Raw genomic sequence first — 17,489 nt, forward strand, 5'->3', positions numbered from 1 at the left:
GCTAAAGTGTTTGAACTACTCCCACTTTCACTTCATTCTATAAAAGATTAACCATTAATGATTACTGGAATTAAATTGTAACAAAGCAACTGAAATATAAATATATTTGCTTTTTTCCATTTTGATTTTGTTAATACTTTATAAAAAGGGTTTAAAAAACTAGAAACTTGTAGTATCATTAGATTTCGATTCGGACCGAACCGTCCGGTTTATAATCTTATATAAATATATTTAGAAGGAGAGCGTTATGCAGAAAGAAAAATCAAAAATTATAGGTAATTTAATTATGGGGGCAATACAGTGAACTTTATAAAAATGAATAAAAAAGAAATCATTATGCTAATAATCTTTACACTGTTTGTACCATTTCAAATTGGCTTGTACATACTATTTGGCATATCACTTTTAGCTAATGTCAATTTAGTTGAATCAGAATTTGTTCTTAGTGCCATCGGTTTTACTGTACCTGCTATTGTAGGAATCATTTGCTTTAGGAAAGAAATTATTGAAAGTTTTACTTATTTTAAAGAGAAGACAATTTTGAAAATAGTAAGTATTCCTATGGTAGTTTTATTTACGTTAATTGTGGAACAGTGTGTTATGTATTTTCTAGCAACTGGTCAACCAGAGAACCAAGAGCAGCTCCTTGAAACGGGTGCAGAGGTACCGCTTGTATTTACATTGCTTGTATTTGGTATTCTGGGTCCAATACTTGAAGAAATTGTGTTTCGCCACATATTAATAAATCGTTTTTCTTACCATATTGGTACTGCTATTGCATCTATCATTTCGATTATGATTTTTACACTTCTTCATACGAACCAACTTTCAGATATTGCTATTTATTTACCTGGATCGTTGATACTTACTGCGGCTTATCTTATTTCTAAAAGATCCATTGCATATGTTATAGCGATACATATGTTAAACAATTGCCTTGCTTTCATTCTGTAAGAAACTAGACTTGTTTCTGATGCCAAAAATATTCTATGTTTCTATCAAGCATTTTTGGCACCAGAACTACTTTTTCTATGACATAAGAAAGCTAATCAAAAATTATAAAATATTAGGAGAGTGTCAGTCATGATTGTAACAACAACTTCTGGAATTCAAGGTAAAGAGATTATTGAGTATATTGATATTGTAAATGGTGAAGCTATTATGGGTGCAAATATTGTCCGCGATGTATTCGCTTCCGTTCGTGATGTTGTCGGTGGCCGTGTTGGTGCTTACGAAAGTAAACTAAAAGACGCTCGTGATATTGCAATGGGCGAAATGAAAGAACTTGCAAAAGAAAAAGGTGCGAACGCTATCGTTGGTATTGACGTAGATTACGAAGTTGTTCGTGATGGAATGTTAATGGTTGCTGTCAGTGGTACAGCTGTACGTATATAAGTAAATAAAAAAACGGTTCCTCTTGGAATTTATACTTTGAGGGGAAATCCTGATTCTGTTGCAGATTTTAAAGAATAAAACGAGAAATAATCAACTTTTTTATTTCTCGTTTTATCTACATATTTATTTTTGGAAAAACAATCTAACTCCAAATACTAATAATACGGCGCCTGTAATACCCTCTATTGTACGGTTCACTCTTTCTTTTCTTAAAAAAGTTCTTAATTGACGTATGAGTGAGATGTAAAGTAAATACCATATTGCTGTCAAAGTCGTAAATGTGACTCCTAATAAAAGAAATTGGAGGAAATGATTTTGATTACTCACAATAAATTGGGGTAAAAAACTAAGGAAAAATACAGCGGTTTTTGGATTTAAAATTGCCGTAGTAAATCCTTGTCTAAAGCTTTTAATTGCCCCAATATCCTTAGAGTCTATTTCTGCTGAACCTGACATATCTTCTTTTTTATGTAAGGCACTTTTAATTGACTTTACAGCTAAATAAATTAAATAAACAGCCCCAGCATATTTTATAAATGTAAATAACATAGCAAATTTCATTAAGATAGCAGAAAGTCCTAACGTAGCCATTATTGTATGAATCATCATTCCAGATATCGTTCCTAAAACAGTCTTTATCCCGCCATTTTTACCATGCGAGATAGTATTTTTTGTAACTAGTGCAAAACCAGGACCAGGCATGATTATGATTAACATTGCTGTAAGGATAAATAATAGATAATTTTCCATGTTGTAGTATTTCCTCTCCAATTTTTAGTTTTGCTTACAGTATAGCTTTTTTCATTAAAACATTACATATAAAAGACTTGATCAGAAATTTATTTAGGTTATTCGTATCAATTTGATTAACTATTACCCAATAGCCACATTGATAAAACACATGACAAACTTATATATAATTGCAAGCTCAACTCTCACAAAAAACAGGATGAAAAATAAACAGCAGAACTAGTCCACTGTTTACTTTGCCACACCTTCATGTAATTTTTCTGTATAATCCTTTACATCTTTCCAGCTATCTTTCGCTGTATGTAAATCTTCTTTTATAAACGTAAACTCTTCCGGACTAATTCCTTTTACGTTTTGTAATAAATTATTATACTTTGCACCTACTGTATACCATTGATTTGATATGTTTTGTAGTGCTGTAATTGCTGCATCAATTGTTTCTGTCATGTTTGTTGTTTTATTTTTTACATCAGTCAAAATTACGACTTCTGCTTGTGCTCCTGAAATTCTATCTTTTAAATTGGCGATTTCTCTTTCTGCATTTGCGATATCTTTTTTCGCAACCGCAATCATCGGCCCGCCAGCAAGACATGTTATTAGAGCTACGCAAAGTACGCCACCAGCAATGACCATATCATTACTCTTTTTAATCGAATCGTTATATGTATTTATTTGTTGCTCTAGAGCTGGAATACCAGCATTCGTACTTGCCAATATCGCTGTTAACTGATTTGTATCCTCTTTGAAACTATTTGTATCTTTCGCCATTCTATCGCGAAAAGCTTTCAAATTTCCTAATAATCCATCTACCTCATTTTGATTCTTTACAATATCCGCATACAATTTTTCTAAATCCGCTTTTAATTTTCCACTATCCTTTTGATCAATCGCTATTAACATGTCATTATAATACGATTGAAAAGTATTATTGTAATTTATAATATTTTGATCTGTTTTCATAATTTGAGGCTTCATATTATTTAACCAATATGCTGCATTAATTTTTGCATCTCTTTGATGCTGAATCATATTCCCTTTAAATTCACTATTAATCGAACTTATTTTACTTAAATCCGTCTCTTGTTGATTTTGAATTAATTTTGCATATGAATCCATTGCAAATATACTTGATGTCGTTTGTGCCATTACATCTTGGAATCCTGCTGGTCCAAGAGAATAGTTTTTCACATTTTCTTGTAGCACCTTTACATTTTGTTCTGCTGCAAAAGGATGTAAAGGAAATGCGTTACTCGTTGCCACCCCAGCAATCATTACCGCTAAAAGACATTTTTTATAAAATCGTTTCTGCATATTTTTCACCTATTCTCTTTATAAGGATATCAAAAGCTCCTGCTCACAACTGAACAGGAGCTTCAAATCATTCATCAACACTTAACGCTCTAACGATTCGTATTCAATTATGCTTTTTTCGTGTCTACTACTTTAATATCTTCAGCATAAATCTTTTCTGCATAGTCTTTAATGTTTTTCCAGCTATCTTTCGCAATGTTTAAATCTTCTTTAATGAAAACAAGATCGTTTGGACTAATTGAATCCACATTTTGAAGTAAAGAATTGTATTTCGATCCCATTGTATACCATTGGTTTGAAATGTTTTGCAACGCTGTAATTGCAGTATCAATCGTATTTGTTAAATACTCAGTTTGTGTTTTAATGTTCGTTAACCCAGCTACTTCTAATTGAGCAGTTGTAATTTGTCCAGTTATTTTTTGAATTTCAGCTTGTGCATTGTCAAGTTCTTTCTTCGCTAATACGATACCAGCTGTACCACCGCCTACAGCTGCTGCACCACCTGCAATTAATGCGACTCCTAGCGGTGTTCCTGCGCCCGTAGCAATAACTACTGCACCACCAATAATTGCAATTGGTCCTAGAGCTGTCGCAACAGATGAACCGATAATAATTGCATTATATTTACTAATTGCCTCATTGTACGTTGTAATTTGATTTTGTAGAAGCGGAATTCCTGCATCTTGACTAGCTAATATAGATGTAATTTGATTTGCATCACCCTTGAAGTTTTGCGTATCCGACGTCATTTTATTTCGGAATTTTTTCAAGTCTTCTACTAACTGATCCACTTGCGCTTTATTTTCATTAATACTACTTGATAATCTAGTTAGGCCTTTCGTAAGAGTCGCTTTATCTTTTGCATCTACCGCAGCAACTAAAGTATCATAATAGTTTTGGAATTTAGTATTGTAGTTAATGATGTTTTGATTCGTTGAAATAAGCTGTGGCTTTAATACATCTAACCATTGCTTCGCATTTCCTCTAGCTGTATCTTGGTGCTGAATCACTTTTCCTTTTAAAGCTGCATCAACAGTCGATACATTTCCAAAGTTAACATTACCTTGTTTAATAATTGTTAAAGCATACAGATCCATTACTAAAGCATTTGAACCTGTTCTTTCCATTGCATCTTTCAAGCCTTCTGGTCCTAATGAATATTCTTCATAGTCATTATAAGCTTTTGCTACCGCATGAACTGGAGCTTGTTTCACTGTACTTTCAGCTGCATACGTATGAGCCGGCATAATATTTCCTGCTGCAAATACTGCCATAAGTGCTGATAGAGCCATTACTTTATATGGTTTTTTTGTCATTTTTCTTCTCTCCCTATATCGCTAATTATTTTTCTATTTAATGTACTTCAACGTTTGTAACGTAATCTTCAAATTGATTTGTTTGCTTATTCATTTCATCACTTACTTTTTTAATTTGATTAAAATGTTTTTGAAGTAAACTACTGTCTGTATACGTGCCTTCTTCAACATTTGTTTGAATTTGAATCATATTATTATTTAAAACTTTCCAATCCGTTAATAACGTTTCTAAAGTTGTAATTTGACGATCAATTAATTCTGTAAAGCTATTTACTTGATCTTCAACGAATGTAATTTGAGTCGCCTCTGCTTCAGTTTGTGATAACTTTTGAATAAGTGGCAATAACTCTTTTTGCTTTTGCTGAATGCGAAAAGCTGCTTCTCTCGTTTGACTATCTGCAGCATTTACAATTTCATTACTTAAAGTACCGATAGAAACAAAATCGATTGTTTTCGTTTGTGCAGTTTGATTTGTGATTGTAAATACTTGTTTACCGATATTAATAGAACCTTTAATGATTTCTTGAGGTCTATTCAAAATAGTAGTTAGTTCAGCTTGAATTTCCCCTTGAATTCTTTTAATATCTTCTCTTAATTTCACAATATCTCCACTTGATCCTTGCAGTGTTTTTATTGCTTCATCGGCTTTAATTGATAAGTTGTTACTATCTTTGTCTAATACTGTTTTAAATCGATTTAACTCTAATAAATCTTGCTCCATACTCTCTTGGATGCTCTGTACTTGCAATTGTAATTTTCCATATGCACTCATAAAATCTGTTTTTGCTTGCTGATCTTCATTTACATTTCCTGCTAGTTCATAGAGCTTACTATAATAACTATTGAATCTAGTGCTGTATCTCATCATCTCTTGATTTAAGTCAATTAGCTTCGGATTATATTCATCAATCCACTCTCGTACATTCGCCTTTGCAAACTTTTGATGATTCGTTAAGCTACTCATCGCATTTACCTTAATGTCTGGCTGTTGCAAAATAATTAATCCGTATGCTTGAATAAGCGGTGATTGTGATCCTAACATTCTAATTGAATTGGATAATGTATTTGGAGCAATTACATTTTGCGCATATACTGTTTTCACTTCCGTTTGCCCCTCCTTAGCGTAAGCGCTTACAGGAATGAAGCAACTCGTAGATACCGCTGTAACCAATAACCCTGTAATTAAAGTCTTTTTCACTTTAACTCCTCCTATGTATTAGCAACTATTACTATCGCATTTTATTATTCTATTTTCTTGCCCATAATTTGAGATGGTTAAAATAGAGAACGTTCTCAACGTGATCTATGTATGAACCACCTCTCTCGTATTGCTACAGTACTTACTTATCGTCACAAAACATTTCAATATTTTTCATATGTGTTTAGTATGAATAATATTGTATAAATTTTCTATTTCATCGAAATTCCCACATTCACACAGTGAATATATTACATAAAAATATTATTCATTTTAAACTAAACAACATACGTAAATATGAAATTTCATTTTGTTTTCATATAAGTTTTGTACTGTAAGGTCATTTAAACACAGCTGTTTATATATCGTAAAGAAGTATTTTCATTCCCTTTATTTTCAAGCTTTCATGTCCTTATTTCAAAATATAATCCGATTCACTTTATCGATTGAAATATCTACATATCACAACAGAAAACACTACTTTCAAATAACCAATGAAGTTATATTAGTATAATTTTTAACCCCATATGCAATTATGCATAGCATATACACAAAAAGGATAGCTTCATTTTCGCGAAGCTATCCTTAAAAAATTTTCTTATTTTTTCAAATGATATGGAACTGTCGTAATAACAACATTTCTTTTATAAAGTAAATACGCACGTATAAGTAAACTGGATTGATTATGAAGAATGTTATGCCAACCTTTTTTCGGAATGAACTGTGGTATAACGACCGTAACACGGTAATTCGATTCACTTGCCTTATATTGCACTGTATCGATAAACTTCGTTAGCGGCTGAATAATACTTCTATAATGAGAATGTAATGTAACAAGCCTTACTTCAGGTTGCCACTTCTTCCATTTCTCCTCAAATTTCTTTTCCTCTTCTCTGTCAAAAGCAACATATACTGCGATAACTTGATCTGCCGAAAGCGATTTCGCATAGTTCAATGAATTTTCTACTACATGCGTCATACCTGCTACAGGAACGACAATTACATTCCCCTCAATTGGAATAAGAGGCTCGCAAGTTTTTAAACTTAATTGATCACCCACTGCATCATAATGCTTCTTAATTCGATGGAATAAGAAGATAATAACTGGTAAGAAAATAAGAATCGACCAAACTTGTGCAAATTTAGTTAAAAAGAACATGCTCATTACGATAAAACTAATAACTGCACCAATTAAATTAACCGTTAATCTTAAAGCCCATCCTTCAGGCTTTTCGCGAAGCCATTTTAATACCATCCCTGTTTGAGAAAGTGTAAATGGAATAAATACACCTACTGCATATAGTGGAATTAAATGTTCTGTTTGCCCTTGGAAAGCTACAATTAAAATAATCGAAGCAACTCCAAGTATAATAATACCGTTTGAGTAACCTAGGCGGTCTCCTCTAATCGTAAACATTCTCGGTATGAATTTATCTTTTGCAAGGTTAACCGCTAATAAAGGAAATGCAGAATAACCTGTATTAGCAGCAAGAATTAATATTAAAGCTGTTGTACCTTGTATGAAATAGTACATGAAATTACGTCCAAATGTTTGTTCAGCAATTTGAGAAACAACTGTTACTTCTTTACTCGGAGTCACTCCGTAATAATAAGCTAAAAATACAATTCCTGAAAATAACACAGCAAGTAATGCACCCATTGCAAGCAATGTTTTTGCAGCATTGTTTGGCGCAGGATCTTTAAAGTTCGGAATTGCATTTGAAATTGCTTCAACACCTGTTAAAGCAGAACTACCTGATGCAAATGCTCTTAGTAATAAAAATAAACTAATCCCTGCAACTGGTGTACCAATTGGCGCATGTAAAGTGGGTGAAACATGACCAGTTAAAATATTATATATGCCCACACCAATTAATATAAATAGTGCTAAAACGAATAAATAAACAGGATATGCTAAAACGGAAGCTGATTCAGTTACTCCCCTTAAATTTAATATCGTAATTAATATAACAAATATAACCGCAATAATTACGTTGTGTGCATGTAAGCTAGGAAACGCAGACGTAATTGCATCTGTACCAGCGGACACACTTACCGCAACAGTTAAAATATAGTCAACTAATAAAGATCCTCCAGCAATTAAGCCTGGATTCATCCCTAAATTTTCTTTTGATACAACATACGCTCCCCCGCCATGCGGATAAGCAAAAATAATTTGACGATAAGATAAAATAAGGGCTGTCAATAATACTAATACCCCAACAGCGATCGGAATGGAATACCAATAAGCGATCGCTCCAACACCTGCTAAAGCAATTAAAATTTGCTCTGGACCGTAAGCAACTGATGACAATGCGTCAGAAGATAAAATAGCTAAAGCTTTCGTTTTATTAAGCTTTTGTTCTCCAAGCTCCGTTGATTTTAACGGTCTTCCAATTAAAAATCTTTTAATAGATGAAACCAATGCTGTCCACTCTCCAATAATTTTGTACGAACTTTTCTGCTTGTTGCAGCCAGTAAACTATTTACTCAGAAAACAAAAAATGTCTACAAGCCATAGCGAAATAGACTTGTAGACATTATTTTTTTTGTCGCACAAGCTCCACCTTCCTTCTCAATATAACGCTTACGAGGTTAGCTGTCGGATTCGGGCCTATGAGTAGCCCTACCTTTTTTAAGGATTCACCCCATCGGATTATGTACTAATCCGTAAAAACGGGTCCCCCGTACCATGCGGTTTCAGCGATTTAGAAAATTGAAACTGTGGATTATAATACTCCTTTATTTTCAAAAAGTAAACAAAAATTTTTAATAAGAAAAAAATTAAAATGATTGTGCATAATCCACTGAGAAATATACATAATGAATACTAAAAAATCCGCAAAGGAGACCCCTATGTCTAAAGAAAAGAAGCCTATTTTTTCTGATTCATATTTAGATGCAGTAGCAAATGAAATTAATCAGTTATATGGTAAACGTGAACAGGAAATAAATTTGACAGATAGAACGAAAAGAAATAAATAATTTGTCATACAAAAAAATAAAAAAGATAGCAATACACTTATATATTGCTATCTTTTTTATTTTTTCATACATCTAATTCTATTATCTGTTAAAGGTCATCTCTTCATACACCTTTAAATTTTGATATATAGTGCCTAATAATGGTGCCGCTATAGAAAATTGCTCTGCTACATCCAGTAAATATCCTTGCAAGTGCTTCCCTTCAATAAACGAACCCTTCTCCATATCACGTTGCATCGATGACTTCATATCATACGAAATTTTATCAATTGTTTTCATATGTTCCTGGGCAATATTAACTTTTATTGGAGCTCCTAATACTTTCATAATTTGTACAGATTCCTCAAATACATTACGGATAAAATCACGGCCGCCTTCACTTTCACGAATTGGTCCAATTGGTGCACGCATTAACGTTGTCACACCGGACATTACAGTAATAAATAAATATTTATGCCACATATCTTGCGTAATATTTTCACTTAAAACAAAACTAGATTTCGTACCTGCAAATGCTTTAGAAATATGCTTTACTCTCTCTGAATTTTGAGACTTAATTTCTCCAAACACAAGTCTGTTGGCAGCGCTAGTTTGTACAATTTCTCCTTGATCGTTTAACGTCGTCTCGATAAAGCATAAACCGCCAAGTACTTTTTCTTCGCCGAATTCTTTTTGTAATAGTGATAAATGAGCGATACCATTTAACAATGGAATGATTACAGTACCTTCGCCAACAAACGGCTTCAAATCTTGAATTGCCTCGTTTAAGTGATACGCTTTTGTTGAAAATAAAATGACATCAAATGGAGAAGTTCTCTCTTCCTTCGTTATTAATTTCGGTTGAAAGGAAAAATCCCCGTTAACACTTCGGATTACAAGTCCTCTTTCCTCTAATTGTTTTTTCCGTTTACTACGAACAAGAAATGTAACATCTTCTCCCTTTTCGACTAATCTGCCACCAAAAAATCCTCCGACTCCACCAGCGCCTAATACTAAAATCCGCATACAGCATCCCCCTTTTCAAAATACAATTTTATAACTTTTAGTATACATAACATTATACATGTCCTCTGCTAAATAAGCTGAATTTTCACTCTCAATCGAGTATAAAACAGTGGTTATTTTCAAATAAATTTGGGCATGTTGTTTCTATAGCATATATGGAAAGGAAACAATGTAGATGGAGGCAATACAAGCAATTGAGGAAAAAGATGTAGCAACAGCTATATTTCAATTTATATTCCCGTTTTCTTTTAAAGCTGGATATGAACAAAATATGTTCCCTTTCTTACAAAAAAACGATTTCCGTCCTTTTCGGCTTGATCATCTCTATGATGAAAATACATATTATGGGGAGTTTAAAGTTTCACATCAAAATATGGAAGCATACTATCTTTCATTTACAAATAAAATTCTCTTTCCTCACTCAGAGCATCAAAAGGGCTTGCAACGTTATTCAAAGGACCTTAACTTAACTGGATATTTAACAACAAACCTTATTTCAATCCCATTCAAGATACACTCTATTGATGTAACACTTTGTCCTTATGAACTTGGCTTCTTAACAATTCGAACAGAAGTAAACACTGCTCCAAACATGACTTTATCTGAAGCAATCGAATTCGCTGCTCGCTTCCGTGTACTTGAAACTAAAAATGATACAAATGAGACTATTTGTATTGAATGTAACGGAAAAAAGTATTCCCAAGTTGAAAAATTCATTTTTGGTTATTTATTTCATGGCGTAACTGATTTCTTTGAAAAGAAGAGATTAAGAAGTTCATACTTTCAAACCTTCCCTTTCTTCGAAGACCAAAGAATGTACGTCCAAACTTTATTGTCACTAAAAGAAGGTATGGAACTTAATGAAGTGGATGTTTATCGTACTTCTAGTCTTTCCGGATTAACAAGTGATGGTAAGCCATATGTGAGTGCAAATAACCTTCCTTACATTCATGACTATTTAAAAAAACACGCTTACCAGAGATGGGCTCCAAATCGTTATTTCATAATGGAAGAACATATTTTTACATGTGTAACAAATGAAGGAGAACGCGAAATCGCTAAACTTGCTAGTCAAATGTACGGGGAATTTTATTACGCTTTATTATTAAACCTATTCCATAAAATTGTTTTATTAAAAATGGCAAACGCCTATGCTGAGCTAAACATTGAACAAGATACTAATGAAATAGAGAAATTAATTTATTCGATCAATTCGTTCACTGCTAATTATTTTTCTTTAGAATTAGTATCCCAATCACAAAGTGAAGATATTTTCTTCCGCTTAAGAAAACTTTTTAATATTGAGGTTCTATACTCGAACGCGAAACAAAATCTTGATAGTTTGTTTAAATATCAAGAAAATGTCGCCTCTAAAAAAGATAGCCTCTTATTATTAATTTTAACGCTCTACTCTGTAGTGGGCCAAATGTTAGGGTTTACTATGATTGACCTTTTAAGAAACACCGATTCAAACAAAATATCGTCACCTCTTGAATTTTTCGCTCTATTAATCGCGATTAGCGGCATTGTCATTTCACTTATTTTAGGAGCCCAAAGTTTATACCAATGGGGTGTACAGCATAAACGAAGAAAAGCTTGGGTAAAACAAACTGTACTTTCTGCCGTTAAAGAGAAAGAAGATAAAAATTAAAGAAAGTTATTTTCAAATTCTTGGTGCGCTGCAGTAAGTGAAATTTTTATCAGCGATTTTCCGATTATATCGGCGCAACTCGAAATATATCAGCGATTTTTAAGATATATCAGCGCAACTCAAAATATATCAGCGATTTTCAAGATATATCGACTTACCGACAAAAACCGACAAATGACAGAACCGTATAATAAAAAAAGGGTGCTCCAAAATAAAACTTGGAGTACCCCTTTTTATTATACGAATTCAATTTATTTCCCTGCTTCGATTTGCTCTAATGCAGTAGCTACTTGCTCTTCCGTTAATTCATGTTGTATTACGTAGCGGTTACGTGGACTTACACGACATTCATGAGAACATGCACGTAAATATTTCGCTTCGTTTTCTTCAGAACATAAAATTTTCTTATTACATTCTGGATTTGAACAGTTTACATAGCGCTCACAAGGTTCACCTGTAAAGTGGTCTTTACCAACGATAACATGTTCTTTTTGGTTTACTGGTACAGCGATACGCTCATCGAACACGTAACATTGTCCATCCCAAAGCTCACCTTGTACTTCTGGGTCTTTTCCGTACGTTACAATTCCGCCGTGAAGCTGACTTACATCTTCATAGCCTTCACGAACTAACCAACCAGAAAACTTCTCACAACGAATTCCGCCTGTACAATAAGTTAAAATCTTTTTACCTTCAAGTACTTCTTTGTTTTCACGAATCCAATCTGGTAATTCACGGAAGGATTCGATATCAGGTTTAATCGCACCTTTGAAGTGACCTAAATCAAATTCATAATCATTTCGTGCATCAATGATAACTGTATCTTCTTGTTTCATTGCTTCATAAAAATCTTTTGGCTCTAAATACTTCCCAGTTATTTCGTGCGGGTTAATGTCATCTTCTAGACGAAGTGTAACTAACTCTGGACGAGGACGCACGTGCATTTTCTTGAATGCATGACCATCAGCTTCATCTATTTTAAATACGATGCCATCGAAACGTGGATCATTGTTCATTGCTTCCATGTATTTCTCTGTTTGTTCTACAGTTCCAGAACAAGTTCCGTTAATACCTTCTTTTGCTACAAGAATTCTTCCTTTTAATTCAAGTGAATTACAAAATGCTAAATGCTCTGCCGCGAATTCTTCTGGGTTTTCAATTGTTGTGTACATGTAATATAGTAATACTCTGTATGGTTTTGTAGTTGCCAATGTATTTCTACCACCTATCTAATTTTTTAAATCATGTATAAGTTAACGTTCATATCAAAACATATATAATAAGAAAATGAATCCCATTTTCTTTTCTTTATACTATTTTCTATCAGTTAACAAAAATAAAAAACAAGATTACACACCAAAACACTATGGTTATGTTGTAATCCCAATATATTATATATCATACAAATGCAATTCCATCAATTAATATGCTGTATTATCGGCTTTATGTTCACATAAATTTCAAAAACAGCCCTTTAATTCACTATGTTTCCCCACGTCATCACACCATAAACTCCCAATTCATTTTACGTTATCACACCATCCATTGCATAAAGGCATATAATTTGCATTAAGGAAACTTTCGTGTTCAAATGAAATTACCATATAATATATTTAAATGTATTGAAATAATGAGTAAGAATAAATACAATAATTTCATCAAGTTAACATTTTAAAGGGGAAAACTACTATGAATAAAGATATAACAAAAGATGAACATCTCCCTTCTGAAAGTACAACTGTACAATCAGCTCACTTAGCTTTAAGTGGAGAAACAAAAGGCTGGAAAAGACTGTTACCATTTTTAGGACCCGCTTTTATCGCGTCCGTTGCTTATATTGATCCTGGCAACTTTGCTACAAATATCGCAGCTGGTTCACAATATGGATATTTACTATTATGGGTTATACTCGCTTCTAACTTAATGGCTGTATTAATCCAAACTTTATCAGCTAAATTAGGAATTGCTACAGGAAACAATTTACCCGAAATAGCTCGTGAAAACTTTCCAAAGCCTGTGTCTATCGGCTTATGGATACAAGGTGAACTAGTTATTATGGCTACAGATTTAGCGGAATTTATTGGAGCTGCTTTGGGGCTTTACTTACTATTTGGAATCCCGATGCTACCTGCCGCTTTAATTACTGCAGCCGGATCATTTATTATTCTTGAGTTTCAACGTAGAGGATTTCGTCCACTAGAAGCTATTATTACAGGAATGATTTTCATTGTAGTAATCGCTTTTGGGATTCAAGTTTTTTATGCAAAACCAGAATTAAGTCCCCTTCTTTCAGGACTATTTATTCCAAAATTCCAAGGTGTAGACAGTATATTACTTGCAGCAGGGATTTTAGGTGCAACAGTTATGCCACATGCAATATACTTGCATTCTGCATTAACACAACGCCGCGTGGTCGGAACAACTGACGAACAAAAGAAAAAGATTTTTCGTTTCGAATTTATCGATATTATTATTGCAATGGTTATTGCTGGAGCAATTAATGCAAGTATGTTAATTGTTGCTGCTGCACTATTCTTTAAAAACGGCTTGCACGTTGAAGATTTAGATGTTGCTTACACTCAATTTACCAATTTAGTAGGTCCTGTATCGGCTGCATTATTTGGGATTGGACTTTTATCAGCAGGACTATCTAGCTCTTCTGTCGGTACAATGTCGGGTGATATTATTATGCAAGGTTTCATTCGCATGCATATTCCGTTATACTTACGCCGATTTATTACAATGATTCCACCATTAGTTATTATCGCTTTAGGTGTAAATCCAACTTACGCTCTAGTCATGAGCCAAGTCGTCTTATCATTCGGTATTGCATTTGCGCTAGTACCACTTATTATGTTTACAAGTAACAAAAAGATTATGGGTGCACTCGTTAACCACCGTATAACAACATTTATCGCTTGGATAATTGCAGCACTCGTTATCATTTTAAATATCTTCTTACTGTATCAAACATTTGTAGGATAATGAAAAAGGGTATTCCAATTTTAATTTGGAATACCCTTTTTGGATGAAATGATTTTCTTCTAGTTACCACTTATGTATGTCCCTCTTTCCGGCATCATGACACCATTTTCAGTTCGAAAGTAAAGTGGCAATCCTTCCGCAAAAAACATACTTACCTTAGACGGATTTTGCCTTTGATGATGGATATGTAAATGTGGCTCACTTGAACTTCCTGAGTTACCGACTTGAGCAAGAAATTCTCCTTCATTTACACGTTGTCCTTCTCTAACTTTAATGGACCCTTTCTTTAAGTGGGCAAGAATCAAAAATGTCTCTGTTTCATCTATCCGTAAATATATGTAATTCCCTGCCATTGACTGAAAATCATCCAATCCGGGAATTAAATCTTTTTCATCATTATTGATTGATACAACCGTCCCAGAAGCTGGTGCCATTACTTTCGCTCCATATATTCCGTAATCCTCTAACTTACTACTTTTCACTTCAGCAGGTGGAATGAGGATATCATATGCCCACCTTTCATTTGGCTTTATAACATGATAGTTCGTTTCTAACTGATCACCGCCCCAGCCTATTAATGCTCGTTCATTCAAAGGAACACGAACTACTGCTTTAGGACTCATAGATTGTATATCTGCTGGGTAAGCAATTCTACCTATATTAGCAAACCAACCGACAGGCCAAGCTCCAATGATAGAAAACAGAATGATTAAAAATAGCGTTCTATCTATCCGCTTTCTAAAAATGCCTTTCCAAAAAAATATTATTACTGATCCTACCAAGAGGAAAACTGAAATAAAACTAAAAGCCTGAATACTCCACCAAACAAAAACTGATGTAACACCATTAGCTACATAAACTAAGATCCAACTTATAATTAAAAAAGAAACTATAATCACTAATAAAAATTTCTTCCACATGTCGCATCCCTACTCTCATATCCTTTTTCTCAATGATACAAAGTAAAAATTACGACATATAAAAGAAATACTTACGACTTTCTTACTTTTTTATACTGCGGTAATTTCACAGTGAAAACTGTTTCTTTATCGTTACTACGTACAGTTAGATCCCCTTGATGGAGCTCGGCTATACTTTTTGAAATTGCAAGCCCCATTCCTTTCCCACCAGTATAAGAACTACGTGATTTTTCACTACGATAAAATTTCTCAAAAACGTAAGGAAGGTCCTCTTCCGGAATACATTGTCCAAAATTTTTAATTTCTACTTCAACATTCATTGTTTTATTGGAAATTCCAATTATAATTTCCTTTCCATCTTTTCCATACATAATACTATTACCTATTATATTTTCAAATAGTCTCACTATAAGTGCCACATCAACTTCTACATACAGCACTTCATCACTTTTAATATAAAAGCTCATATTAGCATCATCTAATTGTGGTACAAAGCCAATCATGATTTGTTCAATTAATGCTTTCATATCTACTTCATCTTTATGTAATTCAATCTCTCTATAATTTATTTGACAGTATTCTAATAAATCATCTACTTGATGTTTTAATTCATAACTTTTTCGCTTTAATATACTTACATACTGTTCACATTCTTCTCCATTCGAATGGAGTTTATTTCCTAACAGGTCCGCATAACCGATTAAAGATGTTACTGGCGTTCGTAAATCATGAGAAATATTACTAATCATTTCATTTTTCATTTCCTGTGATTTTTTTTCATTCTCGATAGACTCTTTTAAACTTTTGGCCATTCTATTTACATTCGTCGCTAATTCACCAATCTCGTCATTTTTTGAAATAGGTATATGTACTTCAAAATTACCATTACTTATTTCCTTCACGTTCTTATTAATTTCAGACAATCTTTTCATCATTGTTTTTGTCATACATGCAAAGTATGTCGTAGTAAAAATCAAAAAAACTATAAAGTATAAAAATGAATATTTTTCCTCTAACGCATTAACATGACTATATATATTTCCAACTAAAATTTGAAGCACTATTATACTTACAGTCGCTAACAAGATGCTACATATGAAAGCTAAAAAAAATTTCGCCCTAATACCCTGTAAAGATCTAATCTTCAATTTTATATCCGACTCCCCAAACATTTTGTATAAACTTCGGTTCTTTTGGATTCTCTTCAATTTTATTTCTCAATCTTGCAATATGAACCATTACTGTATTATTACTTTCATAGGCTCTTTCGTTCCAAACGCTCTCATATATTTCTTCAATTGTAAACACACGATTCCTTGCGGCTGCCATTAAGTGTAAAATATCATATTCAGTTTTCGTAAGATTCATTGTTTCTCCATATAACATTACAGTTCTCGACGCTTCATCTATTTCTAAACCTCTAATATTTATTTTCTTTTCCATTACTTGGACAGCATTTTGGTTGAAATATGTATACCTTCTTAATTGAGCTTTCACTCTTGCGATAAATTCAATTGTACTGAACGGCTTCACAATATAATCATCTGCCCCAGTACTAAATCCAATTACCTTATCGACATCCGATGATTTCGCGCTTAAAAACATAATTGGTAAACTATGTTTCTCTCTAATCCTTCTACACAATTCTATCCCATCCATTTGTGGCATCATAATATCCAAAATAGCAAGTTGAATACTGTTATTATTTATTATTTCTAAAGCCTCTTCTCCGTTATGAGCACTAAAAACTTTAAAACCTTCTTGCATTAGATTCACTTTTATAAATTGAACAATATCTTGATCATCATCTACAATTAAAATTGAATTTTTCTCCATATACAAACCTCTTTTTGAAATATATTCCACAATCAATTTTATCATAAATTAAAACCATACTCCCCTCTTGAATAATCTTTATTTTCAGACTAGATTATATAATAACAACACATTCTAGTTTCAAAAGAAATGGAGTG

General features: G+C 33.2%; 15 protein-coding genes and 1 riboswitch. Of the genes, 5 read left to right on the top strand and 10 right to left on the bottom strand.

The features are described from left to right. Window positions 1-300: 300 nt before the first annotated feature. Together AU379_RS14640 and AU379_RS14645 are read left to right on the top strand one after the other, a co-directional pair. Window positions 301-954 carry a type II CAAX endopeptidase family protein gene (locus tag AU379_RS14640; protein ID WP_001009300.1) on the top strand — a complete coding sequence of 218 codons (654 nt, stop codon included), beginning with the start codon at window positions 301-303 and terminating at the stop codon, window positions 952-954. Between the two features lie 129 nt (window positions 955-1,083). Continuing rightward, window positions 1,084-1,395, top strand: a complete 312-nt coding sequence (locus AU379_RS14645; RefSeq protein ID WP_000637518.1) for a heavy metal-binding domain-containing protein — start codon at window positions 1,084-1,086, stop codon at window positions 1,393-1,395. Window positions 1,396-1,518: 123 nt separating this feature from the next. Here AU379_RS14645 and AU379_RS14650 read toward each other — a convergent pair whose 3' ends face one another. From AU379_RS14650 to AU379_RS14670, 5 genes are all read right to left on the bottom strand, one after another. Continuing rightward, window positions 1,519-2,145, bottom strand: coding sequence for a LysE family translocator (locus tag AU379_RS14650; RefSeq protein WP_061139439.1), 627 nt, complete (start codon window positions 2,143-2,145; stop codon window positions 1,519-1,521). A gap of 231 nt (window positions 2,146-2,376) precedes the next feature. Further along, window positions 2,377-3,456, bottom strand: coding sequence for a non-hemolytic enterotoxin NHE subunit C (gene nheC, locus AU379_RS14655; RefSeq protein ID WP_001171982.1), 1,080 nt, complete (start codon window positions 3,454-3,456; stop codon window positions 2,377-2,379). Window positions 3,457-3,563: 107 nt separating this feature from the next. Beyond that, window positions 3,564-4,772, bottom strand: coding sequence for a non-hemolytic enterotoxin NHE subunit B (gene nheB, locus AU379_RS14660; RefSeq protein WP_000162975.1), 1,209 nt, complete (start codon window positions 4,770-4,772; stop codon window positions 3,564-3,566). Window positions 4,773-4,809: 37 nt separating this feature from the next. After that, a complete protein-coding gene (gene nheA / locus AU379_RS14665; RefSeq protein ID WP_000751832.1) occupies window positions 4,810-5,970 on the bottom strand; it encodes a non-hemolytic enterotoxin NHE subunit A in 1,161 nt (386 codons plus the stop codon). A gap of 598 nt (window positions 5,971-6,568) precedes the next feature. Continuing rightward, entirely contained in the window at window positions 6,569-8,395 is a 1,827-nt protein-coding gene (locus tag AU379_RS14670) for an APC family permease (RefSeq protein WP_000254887.1), read from the bottom strand. 144 nt (window positions 8,396-8,539) lie between these two features. Next, a riboswitch (cyclic di-AMP (ydaO/yuaA leader) is annotated at window positions 8,540-8,686 on the bottom strand. A gap of 140 nt (window positions 8,687-8,826) precedes the next feature. On the opposite strand from AU379_RS14670, the gene AU379_RS31145 reads away from it, so the two are divergent. Next, window positions 8,827-8,955 carry a hypothetical protein gene (locus tag AU379_RS31145; protein ID WP_000031873.1) on the top strand — a complete coding sequence of 43 codons (129 nt, stop codon included), beginning with the start codon at window positions 8,827-8,829 and terminating at the stop codon, window positions 8,953-8,955. Between the two features lie 81 nt (window positions 8,956-9,036). Here AU379_RS31145 and panE read toward each other — a convergent pair whose 3' ends face one another. Then, on the bottom strand, window positions 9,037-9,960 hold the full coding sequence (panE, locus tag AU379_RS14680; RefSeq protein ID WP_061139440.1) for a 2-dehydropantoate 2-reductase: 924 nt from the start codon (window positions 9,958-9,960) through the stop codon (window positions 9,037-9,039). A 175-nt stretch (window positions 9,961-10,135) separates the two neighbouring features. Here panE and AU379_RS14685 point away from each other — a divergent pair, with 175 nt between their 5' ends. Beyond that, on the top strand, window positions 10,136-11,611 hold the full coding sequence (locus AU379_RS14685) for a hypothetical protein (protein WP_061139441.1): 1,476 nt from the start codon (window positions 10,136-10,138) through the stop codon (window positions 11,609-11,611). A 251-nt stretch (window positions 11,612-11,862) separates the two neighbouring features. On the opposite strand, the gene AU379_RS14690 is transcribed toward AU379_RS14685, so the two are convergent. Continuing rightward, window positions 11,863-12,822, bottom strand: coding sequence for a rhodanese-related sulfurtransferase (locus tag AU379_RS14690; protein ID WP_000246215.1), 960 nt, complete (start codon window positions 12,820-12,822; stop codon window positions 11,863-11,865). Between the two features lie 478 nt (window positions 12,823-13,300). Here AU379_RS14690 and AU379_RS14695 point away from each other — a divergent pair, with 478 nt between their 5' ends. Further along, the gene (locus AU379_RS14695; protein ID WP_001030677.1) at window positions 13,301-14,596 is read left to right on the top strand and encodes an Nramp family divalent metal transporter; all 1,296 of its coding nucleotides are present in this window, start codon (window positions 13,301-13,303) and stop codon (window positions 14,594-14,596) included. A 59-nt stretch (window positions 14,597-14,655) separates the two neighbouring features. Here AU379_RS14695 and AU379_RS14700 read toward each other — a convergent pair whose 3' ends face one another. From AU379_RS14700 to AU379_RS14710, 3 genes are all read right to left on the bottom strand, one after another. Continuing rightward, entirely contained in the window at window positions 14,656-15,516 is an 861-nt protein-coding gene (locus AU379_RS14700) for a M23 family metallopeptidase (RefSeq protein WP_000265535.1), read from the bottom strand. Window positions 15,517-15,587: 71 nt separating this feature from the next. Then, complete coding sequence (locus AU379_RS14705; protein WP_050552124.1) at window positions 15,588-16,688, bottom strand: HAMP domain-containing sensor histidine kinase; 1,101 nt, start codon at window positions 16,686-16,688, stop codon at window positions 15,588-15,590. Next, window positions 16,654-17,352, bottom strand: a complete 699-nt coding sequence (locus tag AU379_RS14710) for a response regulator transcription factor (protein WP_000414525.1) — start codon at window positions 17,350-17,352, stop codon at window positions 16,654-16,656. Before AU379_RS14710 ends, AU379_RS14705 begins: the two co-directional genes overlap by 35 nt. Window positions 17,353-17,489: the final 137 nt, after the last annotated feature.

The sequence above is a fragment of the Bacillus sp. JH7 genome, assembly GCF_001563515.1.
Lineage (GTDB): Bacteria > Bacillota > Bacilli > Bacillales > Bacillaceae_G > Bacillus_A > Bacillus_A cereus.